Annotated in this window: 25 protein-coding genes; 4 read left to right on the top strand and 21 right to left on the bottom strand. The window is 58.9% G+C overall.

What is annotated here, in order from left to right; all coding sequences use genetic code 11:
- Positions 1-2 precede the first annotated feature (2 nt).
- From VK725_RS04130 to gspE, 10 genes are all read right to left on the bottom strand, one after another.
- Entirely contained in the window at positions 3-710 is a 708-nt protein-coding gene (locus VK725_RS04130) for a hypothetical protein (protein WP_325316789.1), read from the bottom strand.
- On the bottom strand, positions 707-1354 hold the full coding sequence (gene gspM, locus VK725_RS04125) for a type II secretion system protein GspM (RefSeq protein WP_325316788.1): 648 nt from the start codon (positions 1352-1354) through the stop codon (positions 707-709). The genes VK725_RS04130 and gspM overlap by 4 nt, the downstream gene beginning before the upstream one ends.
- Positions 1351-2511 carry a PilN domain-containing protein gene (locus tag VK725_RS04120; RefSeq protein ID WP_325316787.1) on the bottom strand — a complete coding sequence of 387 codons (1161 nt, stop codon included), beginning with the start codon at positions 2509-2511 and terminating at the stop codon, positions 1351-1353. Before VK725_RS04120 ends, gspM begins: the two co-directional genes overlap by 4 nt.
- Positions 2508-3377: a type II secretion system protein GspK gene (locus tag VK725_RS04115; RefSeq protein ID WP_325316786.1), complete on the bottom strand. Its 870-nt coding sequence runs from the start codon at positions 3375-3377 to the stop codon at positions 2508-2510. Before VK725_RS04115 ends, VK725_RS04120 begins: the two co-directional genes overlap by 4 nt.
- The gene (locus VK725_RS04110; protein ID WP_325316785.1) at positions 3374-4042 is read right to left on the bottom strand and encodes a prepilin-type N-terminal cleavage/methylation domain-containing protein; all 669 of its coding nucleotides are present in this window, start codon (positions 4040-4042) and stop codon (positions 3374-3376) included. Before VK725_RS04110 ends, VK725_RS04115 begins: the two co-directional genes overlap by 4 nt.
- Positions 4039-4449 (bottom strand): type II secretion system protein, encoded by a 411-nt coding sequence (locus VK725_RS04105; protein ID WP_325316784.1) that lies wholly within the window; start codon positions 4447-4449, stop codon positions 4039-4041. Before VK725_RS04105 ends, VK725_RS04110 begins: the two co-directional genes overlap by 4 nt.
- Before the next feature lie 8 nt (positions 4450-4457).
- Entirely contained in the window at positions 4458-4901 is a 444-nt protein-coding gene (locus VK725_RS04100; RefSeq protein ID WP_325316795.1) for a GspH/FimT family pseudopilin, read from the bottom strand.
- Positions 4902-5002: 101 nt separating this feature from the next.
- Positions 5003-5443 (bottom strand): type II secretion system major pseudopilin GspG, encoded by a 441-nt coding sequence (gene gspG, locus VK725_RS04095; protein ID WP_325316783.1) that lies wholly within the window; start codon positions 5441-5443, stop codon positions 5003-5005.
- 59 nt (positions 5444-5502) lie between these two features.
- On the bottom strand, positions 5503-6720 hold the full coding sequence (gene gspF / locus VK725_RS04090; RefSeq protein WP_325316782.1) for a type II secretion system inner membrane protein GspF: 1218 nt from the start codon (positions 6718-6720) through the stop codon (positions 5503-5505).
- Positions 6721-6798: 78 nt separating this feature from the next.
- The gene (gspE, locus tag VK725_RS04085; RefSeq protein WP_325316781.1) at positions 6799-8532 is read right to left on the bottom strand and encodes a type II secretion system ATPase GspE; all 1734 of its coding nucleotides are present in this window, start codon (positions 8530-8532) and stop codon (positions 6799-6801) included.
- A gap of 255 nt (positions 8533-8787) precedes the next feature.
- On the opposite strand from gspE, the gene VK725_RS04080 reads away from it, so the two are divergent.
- On the top strand, positions 8788-9573 hold the full coding sequence (locus tag VK725_RS04080; RefSeq protein WP_325316780.1) for a TatD family hydrolase: 786 nt from the start codon (positions 8788-8790) through the stop codon (positions 9571-9573).
- Positions 9574-9748: 175 nt separating this feature from the next.
- Here VK725_RS04080 and VK725_RS04075 read toward each other — a convergent pair whose 3' ends face one another.
- The 5 genes from VK725_RS04075 to VK725_RS04055 form a co-directional block, all read right to left on the bottom strand.
- Positions 9749-10285: a pseudouridine synthase gene (locus tag VK725_RS04075; RefSeq protein ID WP_325316779.1), complete on the bottom strand. Its 537-nt coding sequence runs from the start codon at positions 10283-10285 to the stop codon at positions 9749-9751.
- A 15-nt stretch (positions 10286-10300) separates the two neighbouring features.
- Entirely contained in the window at positions 10301-11209 is a 909-nt protein-coding gene (locus VK725_RS04070; protein WP_325316778.1) for a methyltransferase, read from the bottom strand.
- A gap of 217 nt (positions 11210-11426) precedes the next feature.
- Positions 11427-12089 (bottom strand): NYN domain-containing protein, encoded by a 663-nt coding sequence (locus VK725_RS04065; RefSeq protein ID WP_325316777.1) that lies wholly within the window; start codon positions 12087-12089, stop codon positions 11427-11429.
- Between the two features lie 145 nt (positions 12090-12234).
- The gene (locus VK725_RS04060) at positions 12235-12597 is read right to left on the bottom strand and encodes a cupin domain-containing protein (RefSeq protein ID WP_325316776.1); all 363 of its coding nucleotides are present in this window, start codon (positions 12595-12597) and stop codon (positions 12235-12237) included.
- Positions 12598-12634: 37 nt separating this feature from the next.
- Complete coding sequence (locus VK725_RS04055; protein WP_325316775.1) at positions 12635-13552, bottom strand: LysR substrate-binding domain-containing protein; 918 nt, start codon at positions 13550-13552, stop codon at positions 12635-12637.
- A 98-nt stretch (positions 13553-13650) separates the two neighbouring features.
- Between VK725_RS04055 and VK725_RS04050 the strand changes: the two genes are divergently transcribed.
- Positions 13651-13824 (top strand): hypothetical protein, encoded by a 174-nt coding sequence (locus tag VK725_RS04050; RefSeq protein ID WP_325316774.1) that lies wholly within the window; start codon positions 13651-13653, stop codon positions 13822-13824.
- 85 nt (positions 13825-13909) lie between these two features.
- A complete protein-coding gene (locus VK725_RS04045; RefSeq protein ID WP_325316773.1) occupies positions 13910-14854 on the top strand; it encodes an aldo/keto reductase in 945 nt (314 codons plus the stop codon).
- A 69-nt stretch (positions 14855-14923) separates the two neighbouring features.
- On the opposite strand, the gene VK725_RS04040 is transcribed toward VK725_RS04045, so the two are convergent.
- From VK725_RS04040 to VK725_RS04015, 6 genes are all read right to left on the bottom strand, one after another.
- Complete coding sequence (locus VK725_RS04040; RefSeq protein ID WP_325316772.1) at positions 14924-15301, bottom strand: J domain-containing protein; 378 nt, start codon at positions 15299-15301, stop codon at positions 14924-14926.
- Positions 15298-16020, bottom strand: coding sequence for a hypothetical protein (locus VK725_RS04035; protein ID WP_325316771.1), 723 nt, complete (start codon positions 16018-16020; stop codon positions 15298-15300). The genes VK725_RS04040 and VK725_RS04035 overlap by 4 nt, the downstream gene beginning before the upstream one ends.
- Complete coding sequence (locus tag VK725_RS04030; RefSeq protein ID WP_325316770.1) at positions 16017-16862, bottom strand: DUF2167 domain-containing protein; 846 nt, start codon at positions 16860-16862, stop codon at positions 16017-16019. Before VK725_RS04030 ends, VK725_RS04035 begins: the two co-directional genes overlap by 4 nt.
- Positions 16863-16911: 49 nt before the next feature.
- Entirely contained in the window at positions 16912-17598 is a 687-nt protein-coding gene (locus tag VK725_RS04025; protein WP_325316769.1) for a hypothetical protein, read from the bottom strand.
- 99 nt (positions 17599-17697) lie between these two features.
- On the bottom strand, positions 17698-18738 hold the full coding sequence (locus VK725_RS04020) for a TraB/GumN family protein (RefSeq protein ID WP_325316768.1): 1041 nt from the start codon (positions 18736-18738) through the stop codon (positions 17698-17700).
- 179 nt (positions 18739-18917) lie between these two features.
- Positions 18918-21152 (bottom strand): NADP-dependent isocitrate dehydrogenase, encoded by a 2235-nt coding sequence (locus VK725_RS04015; RefSeq protein ID WP_325316767.1) that lies wholly within the window; start codon positions 21150-21152, stop codon positions 18918-18920.
- 424 nt (positions 21153-21576) lie between these two features.
- Between VK725_RS04015 and VK725_RS04010 the strand changes: the two genes are divergently transcribed.
- Positions 21577-21990, top strand: a complete 414-nt coding sequence (locus tag VK725_RS04010; RefSeq protein ID WP_325316766.1) for a hypothetical protein — start codon at positions 21577-21579, stop codon at positions 21988-21990.
- Positions 21991-22069: the final 79 nt, after the last annotated feature.

Genomic DNA, 22069 nt, shown 5'->3' with positions numbered 1-22069 from the left:
GATCAGTGTTCTCCTTGAGCGTTCCCGGATGGCTGCTGGGAGCGCTGCTTAAGAATGGCGGCCCGGAGCTTGAGTAAACGTTGAGATTGAGCGTCGTTGGGTTGCGGCATAGCCGGTGGCGGTGGCGCCATCGGCGAACGCATGAGACCGGCACCTTGCGGGCCACCCATGGGAATTGCCTGATTGGCATTGCCCGAATTCATCTGATCGATGGGCGCCCCAGCAGGCAGCTTCAGTTCCGTGCGCCCATTGGACGAGGCAAAAATGGCCGAGCGCGGAAGCACCTTGATCAGCTTCCAGCTGCTGTCCGGCAAGGTTGCGCCTTCGCGTACACGAACATCCTGGCTGGTGTCGCCTTTGTTGTCGTGGTCGTGCGCGCTGCCCAACAAGGCCATGCGCAAGGTGGGTGTGATGATCACGCCGGTCAGTTGCAAGTCGCCAATGCTGACGCCTTCACTGCCACCGTTGGAAACGATGGGTTTGCGATCGCTGCTGAACAGCGGGTGTTCCCAAACCTGCGAGTAAGTTTGCAGCACCGGCGGCGATGGCAGCGCGACGTTGTGCATAGCAGGCAGCGGTGGCGTAACGCGGGGTGGGTCCCACTCCACACCACGACCTACTCCAAAAAGCAGCGAAAGAAAAATAATGCCCAATACAGCGACCGCTGCGGCACACGCGGGTGTCAGGCGACGTTGCGCGGCGGCGTTCATTGCGCGTCGTCCCCCGTTGTGGCGGCGTCTGCCGAACCGGCAGCGGGCGCCTTGGCATGCACGTAACCGGCTAGCGTGAATTGGACTTCCAATGGTGCAACACCGGTCTTCTGCATGGCGATCAGCGGATTGCGATAAACGCTGAAGTCCTGCACAAACAGATACGGCTTGCTTTTCTCAAGCGTGTACAACAATCCGATCAACGGCTGCATGTCGCAGTGCAGGCTAATGCTCACCACTACTTTGCGATACGGATCGCCCGGCGTCGCAGCAGGATTGGCCACCGGCATCTTCTGACTGACTTCGCAGCTACCTTGCTGCGATTGTGCCGCCGCGTCATCCACTACGCGTTGCATCAAACCGGCAGCTGCTGCGTTCGGATCGTTTTCGGGTAGGAAAGTGCTGCTATCGACGGAGTTACGACCGAGATCGGCAAGGCGTCTTTGCAATAGCGGCTTTTCCGCAATCGCTGCGGCAAAACGCGATTGCGTGTCGCGCAGATCATCCATTTGGCTGTCGATATCGCGCAGCGGTGCGACAAACCACCAGTGCAACAACAGGAAATACGCGAGCGCAATGACGAGCACAAGCAGGCCAATGGCGGCAAGGCGGCTTTCCAACGGCTTCATGGGCCTGAGGTTCATGGCGTGGCTCCCGCCGTACTGCTTGTCGCGGGCTTGGCGCTCTTGGGCTTGACCAATTGCGCGTCCATGTAGAAACGCTCCTTGTTGGTCTGCGGATCGCGCTGGATGACGCCCTGGAAATTCGCGCCCGTAATCAGCTTGCTGCTTTGAAGCACATCGATCAGTGGCGCGGCTTTGGCGCTTTGCCCCTGAATGCCGATGCGACCGCCGCTATCCACCGTGAAGCGTTCCAGCCACGTGTCATCGGGAATGCGCGTGGTCAGATCCTGCAACACATCGACGACAGCGACCGCATCTGTCTTGCGATGGGCAAGGAATCCGGAAGCGCCCGCACTATCTTCAAGCTGCTTGCGAAGATCCGAGATCTTTTGCGCGTCCGCGCGCATGTCATCCACCTGCGATTGCATGGCGGCGAGCGTGTCTTCGCGATTGTGTAACCACTGTCCAAGGCACAGCAGCAGTAGCGCGAGTGCGGCAACCCCCAGACCAATATTGAGTCTGCGACGCGGATCGGGATGCGCACGCGCCATCTCCGGCGGCAGCAGGTTCACGCCCAGACGTTTGTCGCCCTCGCACAAATCCACGGCATCGATCGCGATACCGGCATTGCGCAACTGCTCCAGTTGCGCATCGACCGCGGCGCGCGGCACCGCAACCAGTTCGGCAGCGATGCGGCCTGCGGGCTTGGAACCGGGAAGTTCGCGCAAGTCGTAGTACACCTGCTCGAGACGGAACGGCGTTTGCCGATCCATTTCGAACGCACCGATCTGACGCAGGTTGTCGCGCGCCGCTTCGGGCAACGACAGACGACGGCGCAATACGGCGTCTTGCGGCAGGCACAGTGCAAGGCGCAGATCCTGCGGATCGATGCCCGTCACGGCCGATTTGAGTAGGGCTTGCTGTTCGGGTGCGTCGAGCTCATCGCTCCAAGGCGTCGACACCGTCGGTTGACCGCTGCGGTGCACGGACCATTGGCCGCCGTGGTGCCGCAACAGGCACCAGACGTTGCCGGCGCGGAAAAACGCCTGCCAGCGAACCGGCAGCAACGCGCGCAATTCGCTGCCCCACCACGCAAAGAATGCGGGCATAGGCGAACTTCGCCATGCGCGGCGTGCGCGATCGAGCTGCGGTCGCCATGTCTGTGTCGCGGAATTCACTCCCCATCTCCCTCTTGCCAGCGCAGCACCGCAAAAGATTGCGAACCGGGCCGATATCCTTGCAAGCGTACCGTGGCACGCAGCACTGCGCGCGTTCCATCGGCCAAAACCGCCTCCGAACGAATACTATCTGTGATGCCGTTATTGGATAGCCCTGCGACGGGGTTGGCAGCGGCGGCCGCAGCCGCCGCCGTGCGATTGGCAATCATCGCCTGGGCCTGTTGCATGTTCATGCCAGGCAAGGCAGCCAGATCGAGCAAAGGTGCGGTATTAGGGTCAGGGCTGGTGCGGCCGGACCAGATCGTGACGTAGGGGGAAATGGCCTCATACAACGCAGGGCTCATCCCCAGCACCATCTGCAATTCGTCCAGACTGGCGAAAGGTCCGTTGCGCGGACCGTAGTCGCGCCCCGCTGCGGTGTAGGCAGCCTTGCGCTGAGCCGCTTGCTGGGGGGACACCGCAAAGCTGCGCCAATCGACGATGGACTGCGCTATAGCCCCGGCATGATTTTGGTCGACGCCCGCAGCGATGAAGAGATTCGTGAGAATGTCGGGCGTTGCAGCATTGATATCCACCTTGCCGCCTTCGGCAATGATGGAGACGCCGACTTTCGAATCTTCGAACGCGAACGGATACATGCGTCCGTCGGCAATCCAGCGATCGGGTATGTTCGGTGCCTGCAACGCGTAGATCGCGCGCATCAAACCTGCTTCGGCGGCATAGTGCGCGCGCGTCTGCTGGAACTGGTAAGTCGATTGCAAACCTTCGGTGTGCGCCAGCGCCGCGTAGCCGCCCAGCAGAATGGCAAGCAGCGTGCAGGCCCACATGACCAGTAACAATGCGACACCGCGCTGCGCACGTTTCATGGCATGACCGTCTGCGGCTGTTGCAAGCCGCGAAGCAAGCCCGGACCCTGCGTGGCCGCCGCGTTGACGCGCAACGGTGCGCTCAACAACGGCCACTCCCGCCCGTTCGCAAGCGTGAGCTTGATTTCGACAATGCTCGGCATGTTGCCGGTGAATTTCCAATCGTCCTGCCAATCCATCGGCTGGCCTTGTGCATTGAGACCGCGGTAGCTAAAAGCGCCATCGACAACGCCATCGACCAATACTTGAGGATCGCCTAACGGATGCAACGGACTGCCATCGGGCGGGAGTTCGGCAAGGCTTGCAACGAGTTGTTTGCCGTCTTTATCCGTCGACACCAGTTTCACATCGATCAGCTGCGGCCCCATCCGGCCCAGATATCCCGGCAACGGTGCGACGAAACGCATTTCATTGCTGCTGCCGACAAAGAAAATGTTGTTGCCGTTGTCATCGTGCGCGATGGCCTGCGCCATGGCCTGCATCAGTTCGCGCCGTAGGAATTGCTGCGACGACCGCACTTCATCGAGCTGTTCGATCTTCAACTCACCCGATTCCACCGTATGCGTTGCCGAACGAATGCCTGCATAAACACCCAGTAGCAGCAACGACAACAGCGCCAGCGCGGCCAGGACTTCGAATAAGGTAAAACCGGCCGTGTGCTTCATAACGGCGCCGTAGGACTGTTGGCGGTGCCGATGCGCAACGTGCTGAAGTGCGCCTTGTGCTCGAAGGGCTCGGCGCCCCACATCACATCGAGATCGAGCCGGTACATCTGCATCGCATTGGCATTCGCTGCCGGCGTAACGCCCGGTGCCGTCCACGGCGTGACGGCCAGCTTCCAGCGATAGTGGTCGTCGAAACGCCCCTCGGTAACGCCAGCCTTCACGGGGTCGATCGCAAAGCGCGTGTCCATCAGCGTACGCGCCCACAATGCGGCCTGACTATGATCGGCTGCGTCTTTGGACAAGCGAATCGAGCCACCGGCGACTTCCATCAGCGCACCGAACGCAATCGCCAGCAGCATGATCGCGGCGATCACCTCCAGCAGACTGAAGCCCCGTGCACGGTGCATCGACGCTTTCATGTGTTCTTGGCCGTGTCGTAAATGCTGATCGCGCCGGTCAGCCACGACACATTGACGTGCCATTCGCGCCGGCCGCTACGCAACGTGATGCGTCCTCCGGTGGAACTGCCATCGGGAAAGAAACGAATCCGCGCGATCTCACCGCTACTCTGATCGCCGGCCGCGCTGGTGACGGACAGATCCAGACCTTTGGGCAGACGCACGTCCCGTTTATCGGCACCGCTGTAGGTCAAGTTGTTGGTGTCGATCTGAAAGATGCGTTGCTGGCCGTGCACGATCGCTTGCGTGCGTGTCGCGCGCAGCGATGCGGCGAGTTCGCCGGCCGCTGCGTTGATACGCGCACTGGCCAATCCATGCGTGACCGACACCGCGACGGCTGCGGCCGCGATACCGATCAGCAGAATCACGGCGAGCATTTCGAACAACGTAAAGGCGCGCAGCGCGCGTCTGGATGCATAACGACGGGACCGGAAAAAAGCGGCGGAATGAGGCGTCTGTACACTGCCCCAACCAGCAACGCTCGTTACCGGTCCCTGGATGTTCACTGCCAGTTACCCACGTCGGCACTGTAGCCATCGCCGCCCGGCTTGCCGTCCTGACCGTAGAAAATCAGATCGTATGTGCCGTGCTCACCGGGATACTTGTAACCAAAGTCGTGGCCCCATGGATCCTTCAACTGCGAAGGCTTCAGATACGGACCCTGCCAATTGGTAGCGTTAGCCGGTTTATTGACGAGATCTTGCAACTGTGCGGGCGGCGAGCCGTTATCCAGCCCATAGGCATCGACCGCCTGACTGATCGTGGTGAGCTGCGCTTTGCCGGCGCCGTACTTGCCCTTGTCCACGCTGTTGCCAACCTGACGAACGACGATGGCGCCGACGATACCAATCAGCACGATCACTGCCAGCATTTCCAGCAGGGTGAAGCCAGCGCTGCGGCGCGGGTGGCGCAGTTGCCGGGTTCGTGGATATCTGTACTGCATGGCTGGTTTCTCCGTTTTATGCGTATAGCGTGTGGGATGCGCTTATCGGACAACGCAAATCATTGGATGTTGCTGGTAAGACTGAGCAGCGGCAACAAAATGGCCGACATGATAATGGCGACAAAGACGGTCATGACGATGGTAAGCGCAGGAACCAGCGCTGCCAGCAGACGATCGATCGAGCGGCGGCTTTCAATCTCGAACGTGTCGGCGACTTTCAGCAGCATGGTGTCGAGCTGGCCGGCTTCTTCGCCCACCTGCACCATCTGGATCGCCAGACGCGGAAAACGTTGCGAATGCGCCAGCGCGAGGCTGAGACCGTTACCGCCTTTCACCATTTCCGTAGCTTGTATGAGCGATTCGTCCAACGCGCGATTAGACGTTACCTGACGCGCAATGCCGAGCGCCGAAAGCAGCGGCACGCCATTCTTCACCAGCGTGCCCAGCGTGCGTGCAAGACGCGCCGTCTCCACTTTCAACACAAGCGGACCGACCAGACGCATCTTCAACAGCCGTTCGTGCCATGCAAGCCGCAATGCCGGATCGCGCATGCGTGCGCGCCATACGAAGATGCTGCCGACGACGAGCAGGATGATCAGCCACCACCCATCCTGCAGTGTGGTACCGAGCGCCAGCACGGCACGCGTGATCCACGGAATGGGCACCTGCATGTCCTGAAAAATCGGCACGAATTGCGGCACGACATAGGTGAGCAGCAACAGCAGCGAGCCCAGCACACCCACCATCAGGAACGCAGGATAGATAAGCGCATTGATGATGCTTCCGCGCAGTTGCTGCGAGCGCTCCAGGTAATCGGCGAGACGTCGCAACGTGTCTTCCAGCGAGCCGCCCACTTCGCCCGCACGCACCAGCGCGATGTAAAGCTTGGGAAAAACGCCGTGCTCTTCATCCAGCGATTGCGAAAGCGTGGTGCCGCCGCGCACACGATCGCGCACACGTTCGATCAGTTTCTTCGCGTGCTCGCCTTCTGGCAGGTCCATCAGAATGCCGAGCGCGCGATCGAGCGGCTGTCCCGCGCCAAGCAATGTTGCCAGCTGGTGCGTGAACTGCGCCAGCTGATCGCCGTTGAACGGACCACGCTTGAAAAAGCCCGCAAATCCAGTACCGGCGCCGCCCGCATCGGCCGGCTTGGCTTCCAGCGGCGTGTGGCCCTGATCCTGCAGGCGCATGACGACTTCATCGAGGCTTGCGGCCTCCATCTGTCCTTGCAGAATTTCGCCAGCGGCACTGACAGCGCGGTAACGGAATTGGCTCATGCCACTTACCTCTTCCCCTGCGCGCAGGAAAAGAGCGAGCTTGGCAGCATGATGTGACGTCGCGCAGCGTGGCGCACGTTATCCCTCTTGCGTGACACGCAGCACCTCCTCGATGGTGGTGATACCCGCCACGGCTTTGGCAATACCATCTTCATACATGGTGCGCATGCCTTCCGCACGCGCCTGACGTTCAATCGCGCTGGCGTCGGCGCGCTGCATCACTAGGCGACGCAGCGTGTCGCTCATCACGAGAAATTCCAGAATGGCGCGGCGACCGCGATAGCCGGTGGGATTAGACGCGCTGGTGCCCGGCTTCCACAAGCGAATCGGTCGCTCGTCGGTGTACTTCTCCAGCTCGAACTCCTTGACGACTTCCGGCGGCGCTTCATAAGCAATAGCCGTTTCCGGATCGAGCCGGCGCACCAGACGCTGCGCGAGAATGCCGTTGACGGTTGAGCCGAGTAGATAATCTTCCACCCCCATGTCGAGCATGCGTGTGACGCCACCGGACGCGCTGTTCGTATGCAGCGTTGAAAGCACCAAGTGGCCGGTCAGTGCGGACTGGATGGCAATGCGGCAGGTTTCCAGATCGCGCATTTCGCCGATCATGATCACGTCCGGATCCTGTCGCATGATCGAACGCAAGGCGTTGGCGAAATCCAGACCGATCTGCGGCTTCACCTGGATCTGGTTGATACCTTCGAGCTGGTATTCGACCGGATCTTCCACCGTGATGATCTTGACGCCCGGCGTGTTGATCTGCGACAGCGCGGTGTACAGCGTGGTGGTTTTACCCGAACCGGTGGGACCCGTGACGAGCAGGATGCCATGCGGCCGCTGCAGCACTTCCACGAAACGTTCACGGAAGTTCTCGGTGAAACCCAGCGATGCAAAATCGAAGACCACCGTCTCGCGATCGAGAATACGCATTACCACCGATTCGCCGAAGCTGGTCGGCACCGTCGAGACACGCAAGTCGAGTTCCTTGCCCTGTACGCGCAATTGAATGCGCCCGTCTTGCGGCAAGCGGCGCTCGGCGATGTTGAGCTTGGCCATGATCTTCACGCGACTGATCACGGCAGCGGTCGAGCTGGACGGTGGCGCTTCCACTTCGTGCAGCACACCATCAATGCGGTAGCGCACCTTCAATCGGTTTTCGAACGGCTCGATGTGCACGTCCGAGGCGCGCTGTTCGACAGCGCGCTGAAGAATCAGGTTGACCAGTCGAATCACGGGCGCTTCGGATGCCAGGTCGCGCAGATGCTCGACATCGTCTTCTTCGGCGGCGCTGCCATCGAGATTTTCCACGATGGTGCCCATCGCGGATCGACCCTGACCGTAGTAACGCTCGATCAGATCGTCGATCTCCGAGCGCACGCCAATACATAACGCCACCGGTTTACCGGCGGCGAGACGCACAGCGTGCAGCGGATAGGTGTCGGCCGGATCGGACACGATCAGCGCGAGCCCGTCGTCACCCATACGCACCGGCACGACGTGCTGTTGCTTAAGGAAGCGAACGGAAATATCGAGGTCGACAGGCGGCATTTCGGGCGCGTCGCGTGCAGCGAGCAACGGCGCATCCAGGCGTTCTGCCCAGGCTTCGGCCAGCTCGCGCTCCGATACCAGACCCAGTCGCGCCAACAACGCGGTCAATGTGCCCTCTGGCGCCTCTTCATGAAGGCGACGCGCGCGGGCCAAATCGTTGTCTTTCAAGCGCCCACGCGCCACCAGCAGTGCACACACTGCCGATTCATGGTCATCCGTGGCCTTTATCGCCCCAACGGACGCCGGCCTTACGACTGCCGACATGTTCCACCCCGCTCGTGACCTACGTCTCAATATGTCTTTAACCGCGCGACGTCCCCACACGTCGAACAGGCGAATCCCATTCGTAACACAACCTAGAAGCGGCTGGCGAGCCTTGCCAGACGAATATCTGTGCGATAGCTGACCAGTTGTTCATGCTGCGATTGGGCGGCACCTGAGCGACTGGACCCTTTGTACAGGTGGCATGGATCGGGTCGCTCAGTAGATGGGACAATAAAAGCTTTAAAAGGGTTCGCCATGCAGCTCATCGATATTGGGGCCAATCTGACCCACGAATCTTTCCGGCACGATTTTGACGCCGTTCTGGACCGTGCACGGACGCATGGGGTCACGCGGATGATTGTCACTGGCGCGTCACACACCGGTAGTGAGCACGCCCTGGACCTGGCCCGTGCCCACCCTGGCTTTTTATATGCCACGGCGGGCGTGCATCCCCATCACGCGATCGACTACAACGACGCTACGGATGCGCTTATTCGTACGCTGGCGCACGCACCGGAGGTTCGTGCGGTGGGTGAAACCGGACTGGACTACAACCGCAATTACTCACCGCGCGATGTGCAGTTACAGGTGTTCGAGCGGCAGTTGCAGATTGCCGTAGATGTCGGCAAGCCGCTCTTTTTGCATCAACGCGACGCGCATCATGATTTCATTGCGTTGCTGAAGAAATATCGCGACAAGGTTCCTGCGGCCGTCGTGCATTGCTTCACCGATACGCGCGAAGCGTTGCACGATTATCTTGCGCTCGATTGTCATATCGGCATCACGGGTTGGATTTGCGATGAACGGCGCGGCACGCATTTGCGCGAGTTTGTTCGCGACATTCCCGCAAACCGATTGATGATCGAAACCGATGCGCCGTATCTGCTGCCACGCACGGTGCGCCCGCAGCCAAGCCATCGGCGCAATGAGCCGATGTTCCTCAAGCACATATGCGAAGAAATTGCGCGTGATCGCGGTGAAGAAGTGGATGTGACTGCGGCGAATAGCACCGCTGCAGCAGCTGCATTTTTTTCGCTTTGAGTAGAGCGCGCGGCATCTAGCCGATAAGCCAGAAAGACCGACGACGTCATTCCGGCCTGCGCCGGAATGACGTCGTGGTGCTCTATTGCCTTGGCATAATGTGTAGCTCGCTGGCTTTGCTGGAAACAACTAGCAAAAGCGCAGGCAATCCCAAGGATCGGCGCAATATGTGGCTTCAGTCTTTCATTACGCGCGTTTCGCCGGACAGCAGACCATCCAGGGCGTAATTGCCGATACGCACGCGTATCAAGCGCAAAGTCGGAAATCCAACGGCAGCCGTCATGCGACGAACCTGCCGGTTGCGACCTTCGCGCAAGGTCATCGACAACCAGCTAGTCGGAATACTTTTACGAAAGCGCACCGGCGGATCGCGTGGCCACAGCCAGGAGGGTTCACTTGCGTGTTCGGCCACCGCCGGCAGCGTAGGGCCGTCGTTTAACACGACGCCACGCTTCAGCGCACTCACAGCCTCATCGCTGAGCGCACCATCCACCTGCACAAGATAGGTTTTTGGCTCTTTATGCTTCGGATCGGTGAGGCGATGCGCCAGCGCGCCGTCGTCGGTCAGCAACAGCAAACCTTCGCTGTCGTGATCCAGTCGCCCGGCCGGATAGACGCCCTTTTGCCGAACATACTCGGCCAAGGTCGGACGTCCATCATGGGTAGTGAACTGACACAGCACACCGAATGGCTTATTCAGCGCGATCAGCATGCTTGTGCAGAACGATCAACGGGCCGCGCTGCCCGAAGGCGCGGGCATGGAGGCAGGCTTTTTATCGACACCCGTCTTGACGAAGCGCAACGTCATGCGATCCGATTCGCCAATGGCCAGGTACTTGGCACGATCCTGATCGCCTAGCGTCAACGTAGGCGGCAGCGTCCATACGCCTTTCGGGTAATCCTTGGTGTCTTTCGGATTGGCGTTGATTTCGCTTTGACCATCGAGCTTGAAACCTGCATCGGTGGCGAGCTTGATCACGTACTCAGTCGGCAGATAGCCAGTGCCTTTCACTGAATCCAACGTTGCGCCCGGTGCCGCGCGATGCTCCTCCACGCCGAGCGTGCCACCTGTTTTCAGCACGGCGTAGAACGCCTTGAACATTGCTTGTGCGGTACCGGCTTGCACCCAGTTATGGACGTTGCGGAACGTAAATACCATGTCAGCCGAACCGGGCGGACCGAAAACCGGTGCCTGCGGATTGAAACCTACAACGGTGGCTTTACCGTATTGCGCCGGATCGGCGGCGAACTTGGCACGCAACGCCGCTGCATCCTGTTTCGCTTCGGCGTTGTTGTCGGTTACCGCAGCGATGTAGTGACCGTTGTCGCGCAGCACCGGTGCAAGAATTTCGGTGTACCAACCTGCAGCAGGGGTGATTTCGATCACCGTCTTGTCAGGTTGCAAACCGAAGAACTGCAGCGTTTCCTTCGGATGGCGATACACGTCGCGCGCTTTATTGGGCGCAGAGCGCCAGGAACCTGCGATCACGGTATCCAGTTGGCCAGCGGTGAAATCACTGGCGCTGGTCGGAGGTACCAGATCGCCCGCCGGTTGATCCTGCCCCGCCTGCTGCGCGTGGATCACCCCGGCGAACAGCAGCGCTACCGAGAACCCGAAGGCCAGCCCGATTTTCATGACAACTCCTTCCCAAGTGATCGGCGGCAGCCTGCCACCCGATGCGTGCAGCGAATGTGGGTATTTTACGATTAATTTACAAGAGCCGTGTGGCTATTTAGCGGTCAGACTCTTTCCTACCTCAAATCCCTAGACTTATACGCCCCAGGCACGCGTGCGGTTACCTCCCCGTGCATCGGGAGGTAACGGTATTTGTCAGGCTGTCGTTGGGTGGTGCTTAAAACGGCCGTGGACAGACCGACTGCAACCCATCGATATGCTCGTGCAGATCCGGCGCAATGCCCTGCCACATGGGATCGAGGATGAAATCGATGCCCTCATAGCGAGCCAGTTTGGCTGCCGGAATAAAGTCCGCATCGCCTGCCACCAGAACGATCTGGTCGACCTGTTTCTTGTAGGCCAGTGCGGCGATATCGATGCCGATTTTCATATCCACCTGGGTCTGGCGCATGTCCGGCTCGAAATGCTCGTCACCCAGCTCTTCCCAATAGAGCGATTCGTCGCGCAGTTGCTGATAGGCATGCTGCTTGAGCTTCCATTCGCCGCGATCGGCCAACCGGCCAAGACGCAACGCCATCTTGCGCTGACGACGAAGTTGATCGTGCAGATCGCGCCGAAATGCCGCCGCGTTGGTGCGTGCGAAGTCCAGGCTCTCGCCACTAATTGGTTTCACCAACGACTTCTCAAGCGGCGGACAGTCGTAAAAGAAAATGCGATACAACGCCTCACGAGGACGATCCAGAGCTTTCAAATGTTCCAACGCCATACCGAAAACCGTCTTGGCTACCGTACGTGCGTCGTTCGCGTCTCGATCACCCCAGACTTTGCGATAACGTGCAAGAAAAAAAGCGCCGTCGATAAGAATGGCGGTGCTTGGCATAAGAATCCTTATAAGTGCCGCGATGGAATGTGGTGTCGATGCGATCGACTGCATCATTTTACGTTATGTCGATCTGATCGTCTCTATATAGGTGGTGATCGTGTCGACCTTCCTGCTGTCACAGACACAACTCAACCGCTATAACCTATGAGGCAACGTGATTGGGTACTTGTTCGCCACCATCAGGTCCCCAAAAGACCACCCACGTCGCGAAGTCATCGGTGAAGTTTTCGAAGCGGTGCGGGATTCCCGCTTCAACAAACAACACATCATGGGCTTGGAAGCGGCAACGCTGTTCGTTCTTGATGAAATCGCCGCTGCCGCTGATGACAATATAAAGCTCGTCCTGCTTGTGTGGCGTTTGTGTATCGACACGCCGCGGCGCGTAAATACCTGTTTTCATCGAGCCGTGGCGCAGACCGTAGTAGAACCGGAAACCGTCGGTATTCTCGGGAAGATTCGCCTTTGCGTAAGCCAGTGTAAGCAGCCAATCCGCGTCTGGTTGCATGGATGTCTCCCGTTCGATCAATGGCTGCGCACGAACATCACACCGAAGCTATCTCGTAGTTCAACTCCGGCAACTGCCCGCAATAGGTATCCGCTTCTTCAACGATCCAATCACGAAACGTGCTCACGCCGCGATGATCATCCGAACGTGGCGGATAGACCAGGTAGTAAGCCTCTTTGGCGATCATGTAACGATCGCCCAGCATGATCAGACGCCCCGCGTCGATCAGCGACTTGCAGGTCACCATGCGCCCGAGCGCAACGCCCAACCCTTCCAGCGCTGCTTGCTTCAGCGCATCGACCGTATCCACTTGCGCGACATAGCGTTGCGGCGGCTTGCCGCCATATTTGTCGAACCAGTCGTTCCATCGGTTGTTGCTGTTGGGATCGCCGATCAAAGGCCAGCCTGCAAGATTCGTCGGATCGGCACCTGCCATGCGCTCTATAAGCTCTGGCGCAGCAACTGGTGCAATCCATTCGCCGAACAAACGCACACTGCGCAGTCCTGCCCACTCGCCTTTTCCGTAACGAATAGCGGCATCAACGGCTTCGCGGTCGAAATTCACCAGCGCCGAGCCTGTCTGCAGATTGAGCTCCAGCTCTGGATGCGCTGCGAGTAGACGCGGCAACCGCGGCACCAGCCAGCTGGAAATAATGCCGGCGCTCGCGCTTAAGGTGAGCGCCTCGTGCCGCCTGCCGCGATAACGCGACATCGCATGCTCGATCCCATCGAAATGCTCGCCCACGGCTTCGAGCAGGCTGCATCCCTCGACGGTCAAGGTCACGCCGCGTGGTCCACGCTCGAACAGACGTCGTTCGAGGCGCTCCTCCAACTGGCGCATCTGGTGGCTCAACGCGCTGACCGTGAGGTTGGCCTGCGTGGCGGCGCGGGACAGATTGCCCAGACGCGCCACCTGCACAAATTGCTGCAAAAGACCGAGAGGCACCCGAGTCATCTTGAATATTCCTCAAACCTGGCTTGCGAATATATCGCTTTTTCGGCCCATGACACGCTATTACCTTGAGCACACCCCAACCCGCAACGGAACCTCCCATGCGTTCGCCATGGATCGATCTGCTGTTCTTGCACGGCCACGCCACCCCCACCCAGCTGAACTGGCGCCCCGACAAGCCTGTTCGCGACGCTTCATCGCGACAGATAGAGGTGGACGTCACCCAATTGCCGTTAAAAGACTACGTCGCACAGGAAGACGCCTGCCGCGCTTGATTACATCGCGTGCACACCCACCTCGGAAGGATCATGTTTCGCTTCAGGCGAGACATCCATCCCCGCTCCTTCCGAGGTTTCTTCCATGCAACAACGTCAATTGGGCCGATCCTCCCTATCTGTCGCCCCGCTCGCCTTCGGCGGCAATGTGTTTGGCTGGAGTGCCGATGAGAAGCGCTCGTTCGAACTGCTCGATGCCTTCGTCGATGCCGGTTTGAATCTGATCGATACCGCCGACGTTTATTCGGCATGGGTGCCCGGGAATCGCGGGGGCGAGTCGGAGACCATCATCGGCAAATGGCTCAAGCGCAGTGGCAAGCGCGATCGCGTGGCAATCGCCACGAAGGTGGCCAAGTGGACCGAGCATCGCGGTCTCTCGCCAATGAATATCAATGAAGCCGTGGAAGGTTCACTCCAGCGATTGCAGACCGATTACATCGATCTGTATCAGGCGCACGAAGACGACGCCACTGTTCCGCTTCACGAAACCCTGAGCGCGTTCTCGCGATTGATCGAACAGGGAAAGGTGCGCGTGATCGGCGCTTCGAATTACGGCGCGGATCGATTTGCCGAGGCGCTGAACGTGTCGAAAGAACACAATCTGGCGCGCTATGAAAGCCTGCAGCCGGAATACAACCTGGTAAGCCGCAACGGTTACGAGAAGGAGCTCGAACCTTTGGTGCTCAAGGAAGGCATCGGCGTCATCAACTACTACGCGCTCGCCAGCGGTTTTCTCAGCGGCAAATATCGCACCGAAGCCGATCTCACCAAGAGCAGCGCGCGTAGCGGATCGGTGCAGAAATACCTCAATGCGCAAGGCTTGAAGGTGCTCGCAACGCTCGACGAGATTGCTGCCGCACACAAGGCGACGACGGCACAAATAGCGCTCGCGTGGCTGATGGCGCGCCCTGGCATTACCGCACCCATCGCCAGCGCCACCAGCGTGGATCAACTGCAAGAGTTGATCGGCGCGGTCAACCTGACACTTTCTTCAAACGAGATCGCTGCGCTGGATAGCGCCAGTGCCTGATATAGAAGGTGCCTGTGCTTTCGCACGGGCACCTTCCAAAGCACAACAAGCGAAACACACTGAAATAACCTAACGCCGGCGCAATCGCACCGCCGTTTCATAGGCCGCGTTGATCTCTTTGGATTTCGCTTCAGCCAACTGTCTTATGTCCTCGCCCATCTGCGCCACTTTGTCGGGGTGGTACTGGCTGATCTTTACCCTGTAGGCGTATTCGATCTGCGCGAGATCGGCCGTTTCCACAACACCAAGCACGTCGAACCACGCCGGAGCATTCGGTGTGACGGGCTCCCAATGCCGTTCCCACTGTTGTCGTGGCGCCTCCTTGGGAGGGGGATTCGCATCCTGGCGCGTTTGTTCACGACTCGTATTCGGCGAGAGATAATTGCTGACGAGGCGATAGCCGAAGAACAGGCCCGCGACGATTACCACGATGTCTACGGCAGTCATTCGCGCAAACCCTCAAAGTGATGCAAATAGGTTTTTAGCGCCTCAAACGCGGGGGCGTCGGGCTCGACGAAGTGAAGGCTGGCATGGATACGTTGGTGAAGAATGCCGGCAAGATCGTTCACTGCTTGCGGCGACAGTCGAGTTGCCGCAACAACGCGCAAATCGCCATCGAACCGTTGCCGCAAGCCGATCTTCCGGACGATGTTCAGCGCGAATGGCGCACACAGCAGCGAGTCGAGCGCGATGGTCGCAACGGCACGTCCCGACAGATTCAACGCCTTCCTATGCCAGTACACGTGGAGCAAGGTAAGAATAATCACCGCATAGACCACGGCGAGCCACACAAGCAACGCTTGAGCGCTCTGCAACACAAGCAGCGTGTATGGCAACCCGATAGCTAAAATAAAGAGCAGCAACAGCGTCCACGGCGCGATGACCGATAAGGCGACCACGATCCGGCGCGATGGCACAGGTTTTGTGCTGCCGCTGAACTGGCCATGCTCGGGCCAATTCAAACGAAACAAGGGGCGATGCGGACAGAGCGGATTGGGCAGGTAAACGTGCCTACCGCGCAACTCGAGCGTCGATCCACCCGAAACGCGACAACCCTTGCGCCCGCTCACGAGAACGATCTCATTGTGATAAAGCAGCAGCGCGGAGTCGTAGAGATAAAGCACTACGACTCCGCCCAGCAACAGCAGCACGTCGTGCAAGGTCATTGCGTCGACTGTTTTTTCTTGAACAGATTCTTGACCCAGGCGCTCAGCGCAACAAAGCCCGCCAGCACAAACTTCCACGCCGCAATCAGGAAGCTGCCAATGACGGTAAACAGGCCTTTCTTCGCCGCAACCGCCAGCGCGCCGCCGGTGATCAGCGCCGCCAGACCATACTCAGCCACGCGATCGCCCGGGCGATATTCGGCATAACTTTCACCGGATGCAAACTGAAATCCTGACAGTGTGTTCTTGAAGTCGGCGATCGCAGCTGTGAGGTCGCTTTGCGAACTGATAACCGTCACACCCATGACGCCATGACGACCCAGCAACCGCGTGTCGTAATTGACGATGCGCTGATGGCTTTTCACGTCTTCGCCGAGAATGGACCACGCCAGCGATTTAATTTGCGAGTCGTATTGCGGCGCCGCGTACCAACCAACGACATTGAGCTCATCCCACCCGCGCTCGCGGCGTTCCTTGTTTGCCGCCTCAGTGCCTTCACGATAAGACTGCAGGATGGCATCCGGATCGAGTTTCTCGTCGTCCTTGACGTAACCGATGTCCTGATAGGAAAACAATGCAATCCACTTCAGGCTTTTCGGCGCAAGCGTGTATTGATCAACGCTCTTCGTCGGATCATGCAGGATCGTGTTGAGCGATCGCGTTCCCGCTGGATCGAGAAACGCATAGCCATCGGGCACATTCAATGTCGCGTGTGGGCCGAGTTTTGCAGTGGTAGGCCCCATCTGCCAGGGCAACGCAGTCAGCGGATCCTGCTGCGCCACAGCCGTTTCACCGACACACGCCAAAAGCAGTGCAACAAGCACTAATAAAAACCGTTTCATCCCTTCCCCCTGTATCCCTGATCTTGAAATCGTTCTTGCCACGTAGCGCTCAACGAGAATTTTGCTTGAAGCGCTGCCTCATATACTTACCCGCAAACAACGCAGGCAACAAGCTGATGGCCACCGCGAGTAGCTTTAAAAAATCCGTACCCGCGCTGTGGTACGCATACGGGCAGTAGGTGCCGGGCTCACACGTGTGTACCCACAGGGCACCTATAACCAGGATTTCCACAAACAGCGTGCAGATCACGATGACCACCCAACCGAATCGCCGCTTCCCAGCATCACGGTCGGACTCATGAATGTCCGACGGTGTGTCGTCCTCCAGCTGATATGAGCCGCTCTGCGCTTTGGCCGTAATGTCCATGGCTTGCTGATATTGTTGTTTGGGCACGAATAAACGCACACCACCCATCGCATTGAACCAAAGTGGATCGGTCTCGATCGTTTTCACTCCGCAAAGCTGGGTATCGATGCCTTCAGCTTTTAGGCGCCCTTGGAGCACATAGGCCTCCATGGGCCTCAAGTAACGCGAGATCTGCACATAATCGGCCGGTGGCAGATTAGCCGCTTGCGTATTGGGCGGCGGCTCGGGGGTGAACATAAGTCCACGTCGTTCCGCCTCGACGCGTCCGATGGACTGCGCTTTCTCGGTCAAAGTGCCGGAGTGGAGTCGCTCCAGCAGTGCATCGTCCGTCAAATCGGCAAAAAGCCGAACCAAATCCTGCTCCATCATCCCCGCCCCCTGTGGCAGACGTCGCCTTACCTTTTAGGCAATCTGCGATGGCGAACAGCTTAGCGTCACAGCCGCCTTGGGAATAGTGAGCCGGAGCGGTTACTTATCGAGCTCATCCGGCGATTGGACTGTGTAGCCCTTGGCCTTCAGCTGCGCCAGGAAGCCATCGGGAGACATGATTTGCTCCATTGGCAAGACCGCAAAAGTTTGCGTGTTACGCGACATCGCCGCCTGGGCGGCGGCCACCCAGGTCGCCGCCATGCGCTCGGGTAAATCGCGCAGACCCAGCTGCTGGGCGAAATCGGCGTTGACGACGGCGATGACGCAGGACTCATAACGATTGTTCAGTGCGAAGCCGCGCAAGGTCTGAATATCGCCGGTCGACCAGGCATTGGCGCGCTGGGTGAGTGCGTCCATATCATTTTCGACCGTGTTCAAGGTCTGATTGAAACAGCTGATGTCGTGCAGGCTGGTCTGCTTGATGGTTTCCACGGCGTCGCGTGGATGTTCGACGACAACCTGATATTTAATGGGCGTGCTTGTGACCTTGTGCTTGTGGGCCAGCTGCTCCACGGTCCCCACCACACTGCCGCCATTGGTGAGGTCCGCCTTGTCGAGGGCTTTCTGATAAAGCTTCATCGCCACCAGTATCGGGCGCCAATATTCGATGCCTTTGTCATCACCGAAGTATTGCTGTTTGGCGACCTCCCAACGGGTATAAATTTCCGGAGGAAGTATCTGTTGCAGGCTTTCGCCATCCGGATTTTTGCGTGCGCTATACACCGATGGCAGCAACGCCAGCTTGGTGAAAAAGCCCGCATGCAGTTTCAATTCGGCGCTGGGCGGCTCGAGCAATTCCTGCGAATGTGCAAGGGCATCTTCCACCTCCGTCGAGCGCCACTGCATATGCCGCGGAAGTGGCGATAGCGTGCCGAGCACCCACATGACGTGATCGCCTTTGCTCACTTTCCACAGACCGGGGCCCGGCTGCATGCCGGTGACGATCACCGTCTGCAACAACGGTGCATGCAGACGAGACGGCGATGATGCGCTGCTTGAAGACGCGGGCGCGGCGGTCTGCGTCCATGCCGGCATGGCGATGGAGAAAGCCAGCAGCCCTAAAGCCAAGGTCATGCGCATGCGTGATGCTCCTGAATTGCCGAGAGGCGACTCATCGACGTCCTCACGATTCTAGTGACATCGCTAACGGCATAGCGTTCCCGTTCACACGCGCGCCGTTTCGACATCCGTCAAGCAACCATAAAAACAAAGGGCGCCGAGCGCCCTTTGTTCACGCTTTAGCGATGTAAAGACACAGGTCAGCCTTTCGCAAGTGCCGCAAGTGCATCGTTGAACGTTTTGCTTGGACGCATGGCCGCACTGATCAGCTTGATATCCGGGTGGTAGTAACCGTGGATATCCACCGATTTACCCTGCGCGCCGTTGAGTTCACCGACGATCTTCGTTTCGTTCTCTGTCAGTGCTTTGGCCAGTGGCGCGAACTTTGTTTTCAGTGCCGCATCGTCGTTCTGCTCGGCAAGCGCCTGCGCCCAGTACATGGCGAGGTAAAAGTGGCTGCCGCGATTGTCGATTTCACCGACTTTGCGGGCGGGTGACTTGTTGCTATCCAGGAATTTGCCGTTGGCCTGATCGAGCGTCTTTGCCAGCACACCGGCCGCCGCATTGTTGTAGCGATTGCTCAAATGCTCGAGCGACGCCGCTATCGCAAGGAATTCGCCGAGCGAATCCCAGCGCAGATAATCCTCTTCGAGGAATTGCTGCACGTGCTTGGGCGCCGAACCGCCTGCACCGGTTTCGAACAAGCCACCACCGGCCATCAGCGGCACGATGGAAAGCATCTTGGCGCTGGTGCCCAGTTCCATGATCGGGAACAAGTCGGTGAGGTAATCGCGCAGCACGTTGCCGGTCACGGAAATCGTGTCCTGACCTTTGCGGATACGCTCCAGCGAGAATTTGGTAGCGTCCACCGGTGCCAGCGTGCGGATATCCAAGCCGCTGGTGTCGTGATCCTTCAGATAGCGTTCGACCTTCTTGATGATCTGTGCATCGTGCGCGCGGTTTTTGTCGAGCCAGAACACAGCCGGCGTGTTGCTGAGGCGTGCACGATTAACGGCGAGTTTCACCCAATCCTGGATCGGCGCGTCCTTGGTCTGGCACATGCGCCAGATGTCGCCGGCTTCCACGTTCTGCTCGAGCAGCACCTTGCCCTTTTCGTCGATCACGCGAACGACACCGTCGCCGGCGATCTGGAAGGTCTTGTCGTGCGAACCGTATTCCTCGGCGGCCTGCGCCATCAGGCCCACGTTCGGTACGCTGCCCATGGTCGCCGGATCGTACGCACCGTGTGCCTTGCAGTCTTCGATCACGGCTTCATACACACCGGCGTAGCTGCGATCCGGAATCACCGCCTTGGTGTCCTGCAGCTTGCCTTCGGCGTTCCACATTTTGCCTGAATCGCGAATCATCGCCGGCATCGACGCATCGATGATGACGTCGCTCGGCACGTGCAGGTTGGTGATGCCCTTGTCGGAATTGACCATCGCCAGATGCGGGCGCTTGGCATATTCGGCGTCGAGGTCGGCCTTGATCTCTGCCTGCTTGTCCGCCGGCAGCGAACCTAGGCGCGCATACAGATCGCCAATGCCGTTGTTCGCATTGAAGCCGATGCTCTTGAGTGTCGCCGCATGCTTGGCGAGCACATCTTTGTAGAACTCGATGACGACGTCGCCGAACATGATGGGGTCGGAGACCTTCATCATCGTGGCTTTCAGATGCAACGAGAACAGCACGCCCTGCTTCTTCGCGTCGGCAATCTGCGCGTCGACGAAACTGGCCAGTGCCTTCTTGCTCATCACGGCTGCGTCGATCACTTCACCGGCGGTGAGCTTGGTTTTTTCTTTGAGAACGTTGCTGCTGCCGTCTTTGCCGAACCACTCGATCTTGACGATGGTGGGCTCGTCCACGACAACCGATTTTTCGCTGCCGTAAAAATCGCCCGCACTCATGCTGGCCACGTGCGTTTTGGAATCGGACGACCACGCACCCATCTTGTGCGGATGCTTGCGCGCGTAATTCTTCACCGACGGCGGCGCGCGGCGATCGGAATTGCCTTCGCGCAGCACGGGATTGACGGCGCTACCCTTCACCTTGTCGTAGCGCGCGCGGATGTTCCAGTCGCTGACGTCTTTGGGATCTTCCGGATAGTCGGGCAGCGGATAACCCTGGCTCTGCAATTCCTTGATCGCAGCCTTCAGCTGCGGCATGGAGGCGCTAATGTTGGGGAGCTTGATGATGTTGGCCTCTGGCGTGGTCGCCAGTTCGCCCAGCTCGGTCAGATCGTCGGAGATTTTTTGATCGGCCTTAAGGATGTCCGGGAACTGCGCGAGGATGCGACCGGCCAGCGAGATGTCGCGTGTCTCGACAGCGATGCCAGCCGTGCTCGTATATGCCGCGATGATGGGCAACAGGGACTGGGTGGCGAGGTAGGGGGCTTCATCCGTCAGCGTATAGATGATCTTCGGCGTTTGGGACATGGTCTGCAGGGGCCTTTGGTTGCTACGGCATATCAATGAGGAGTGCGGCGGCCACAACGGGCGCAACCGCTAGGCACACAGGTGTGCCGCCTCGCCGGCCATCGGCGCGCAACGCGATGGCCGTCCGCGAAAGCTTCCCATTGTCGCGTTTTCATCCAGGCGGCGAAAGCGCGGCCCGCGTAGGGCAAGGGCGACTCGGACGGATCGCGTTATGCAGCCATAGGTCGACGTGGCGCTTTGATCTTGGGACGCGAGGCTGAAATCCAAGACCCATCGGGCGCGATAATAACCGTACGGATGCGTATGGAAGCATGCGTCATGACTCACGTGGTATCAGGCCCAGGGTGGCCGACATTAAGATGGGCATCGCCGGCAAAAACGCCGCCGTGCCGACGAATTGATCAACTTTTTCATGGGAACAGTCATGACTACGCGTATCGCCTCGATCCTGATCACGATGAGTGTGTTTGCCTTGGCCGGTTGTGCGGACGCCCCGGCCGTCACAGTGCACCACTACACATCCGCCGAGATCAGTGCGAACGGCGGCGAGAGTGACGTAACAGAACGGCCGCTCACGGAAACGCAAGTCACTGCACTGACAACCTGGATCAACACGCGTAGCGGTTGTTCCGGAATGAGCGCGAACATTCCCGATCGGCCAAGCCTCGACGTCCAGATGCACGAGGCGAACGGGCAGAGTTCGCATCTCTCCGTGTACACACGCGACGACGGATCGTCCACGGCCTATCTTTACCAAGGCAATCGTCTCGTGCCGATGCGCTGCCCTCTGACGAGCGCCGAAGTCGCCACACTGAAGTCCGCGCTCAACGCACAGTAATCGTTTTCGACGATCGCGCATCGGCTTGCCCACCGCATAGGCATGCATCAGCAGATCCGGTTAGTATTCGGATGCTGTG

Origin of the sequence: Dyella sp. (assembly GCF_035486915.1) — a bacterium.
In the GTDB taxonomy this organism is placed as follows: domain Bacteria; phylum Pseudomonadota; class Gammaproteobacteria; order Xanthomonadales; family Rhodanobacteraceae; genus Dyella_B.
This window is presented reverse-complemented; position numbering and strand designations above follow the sequence as displayed.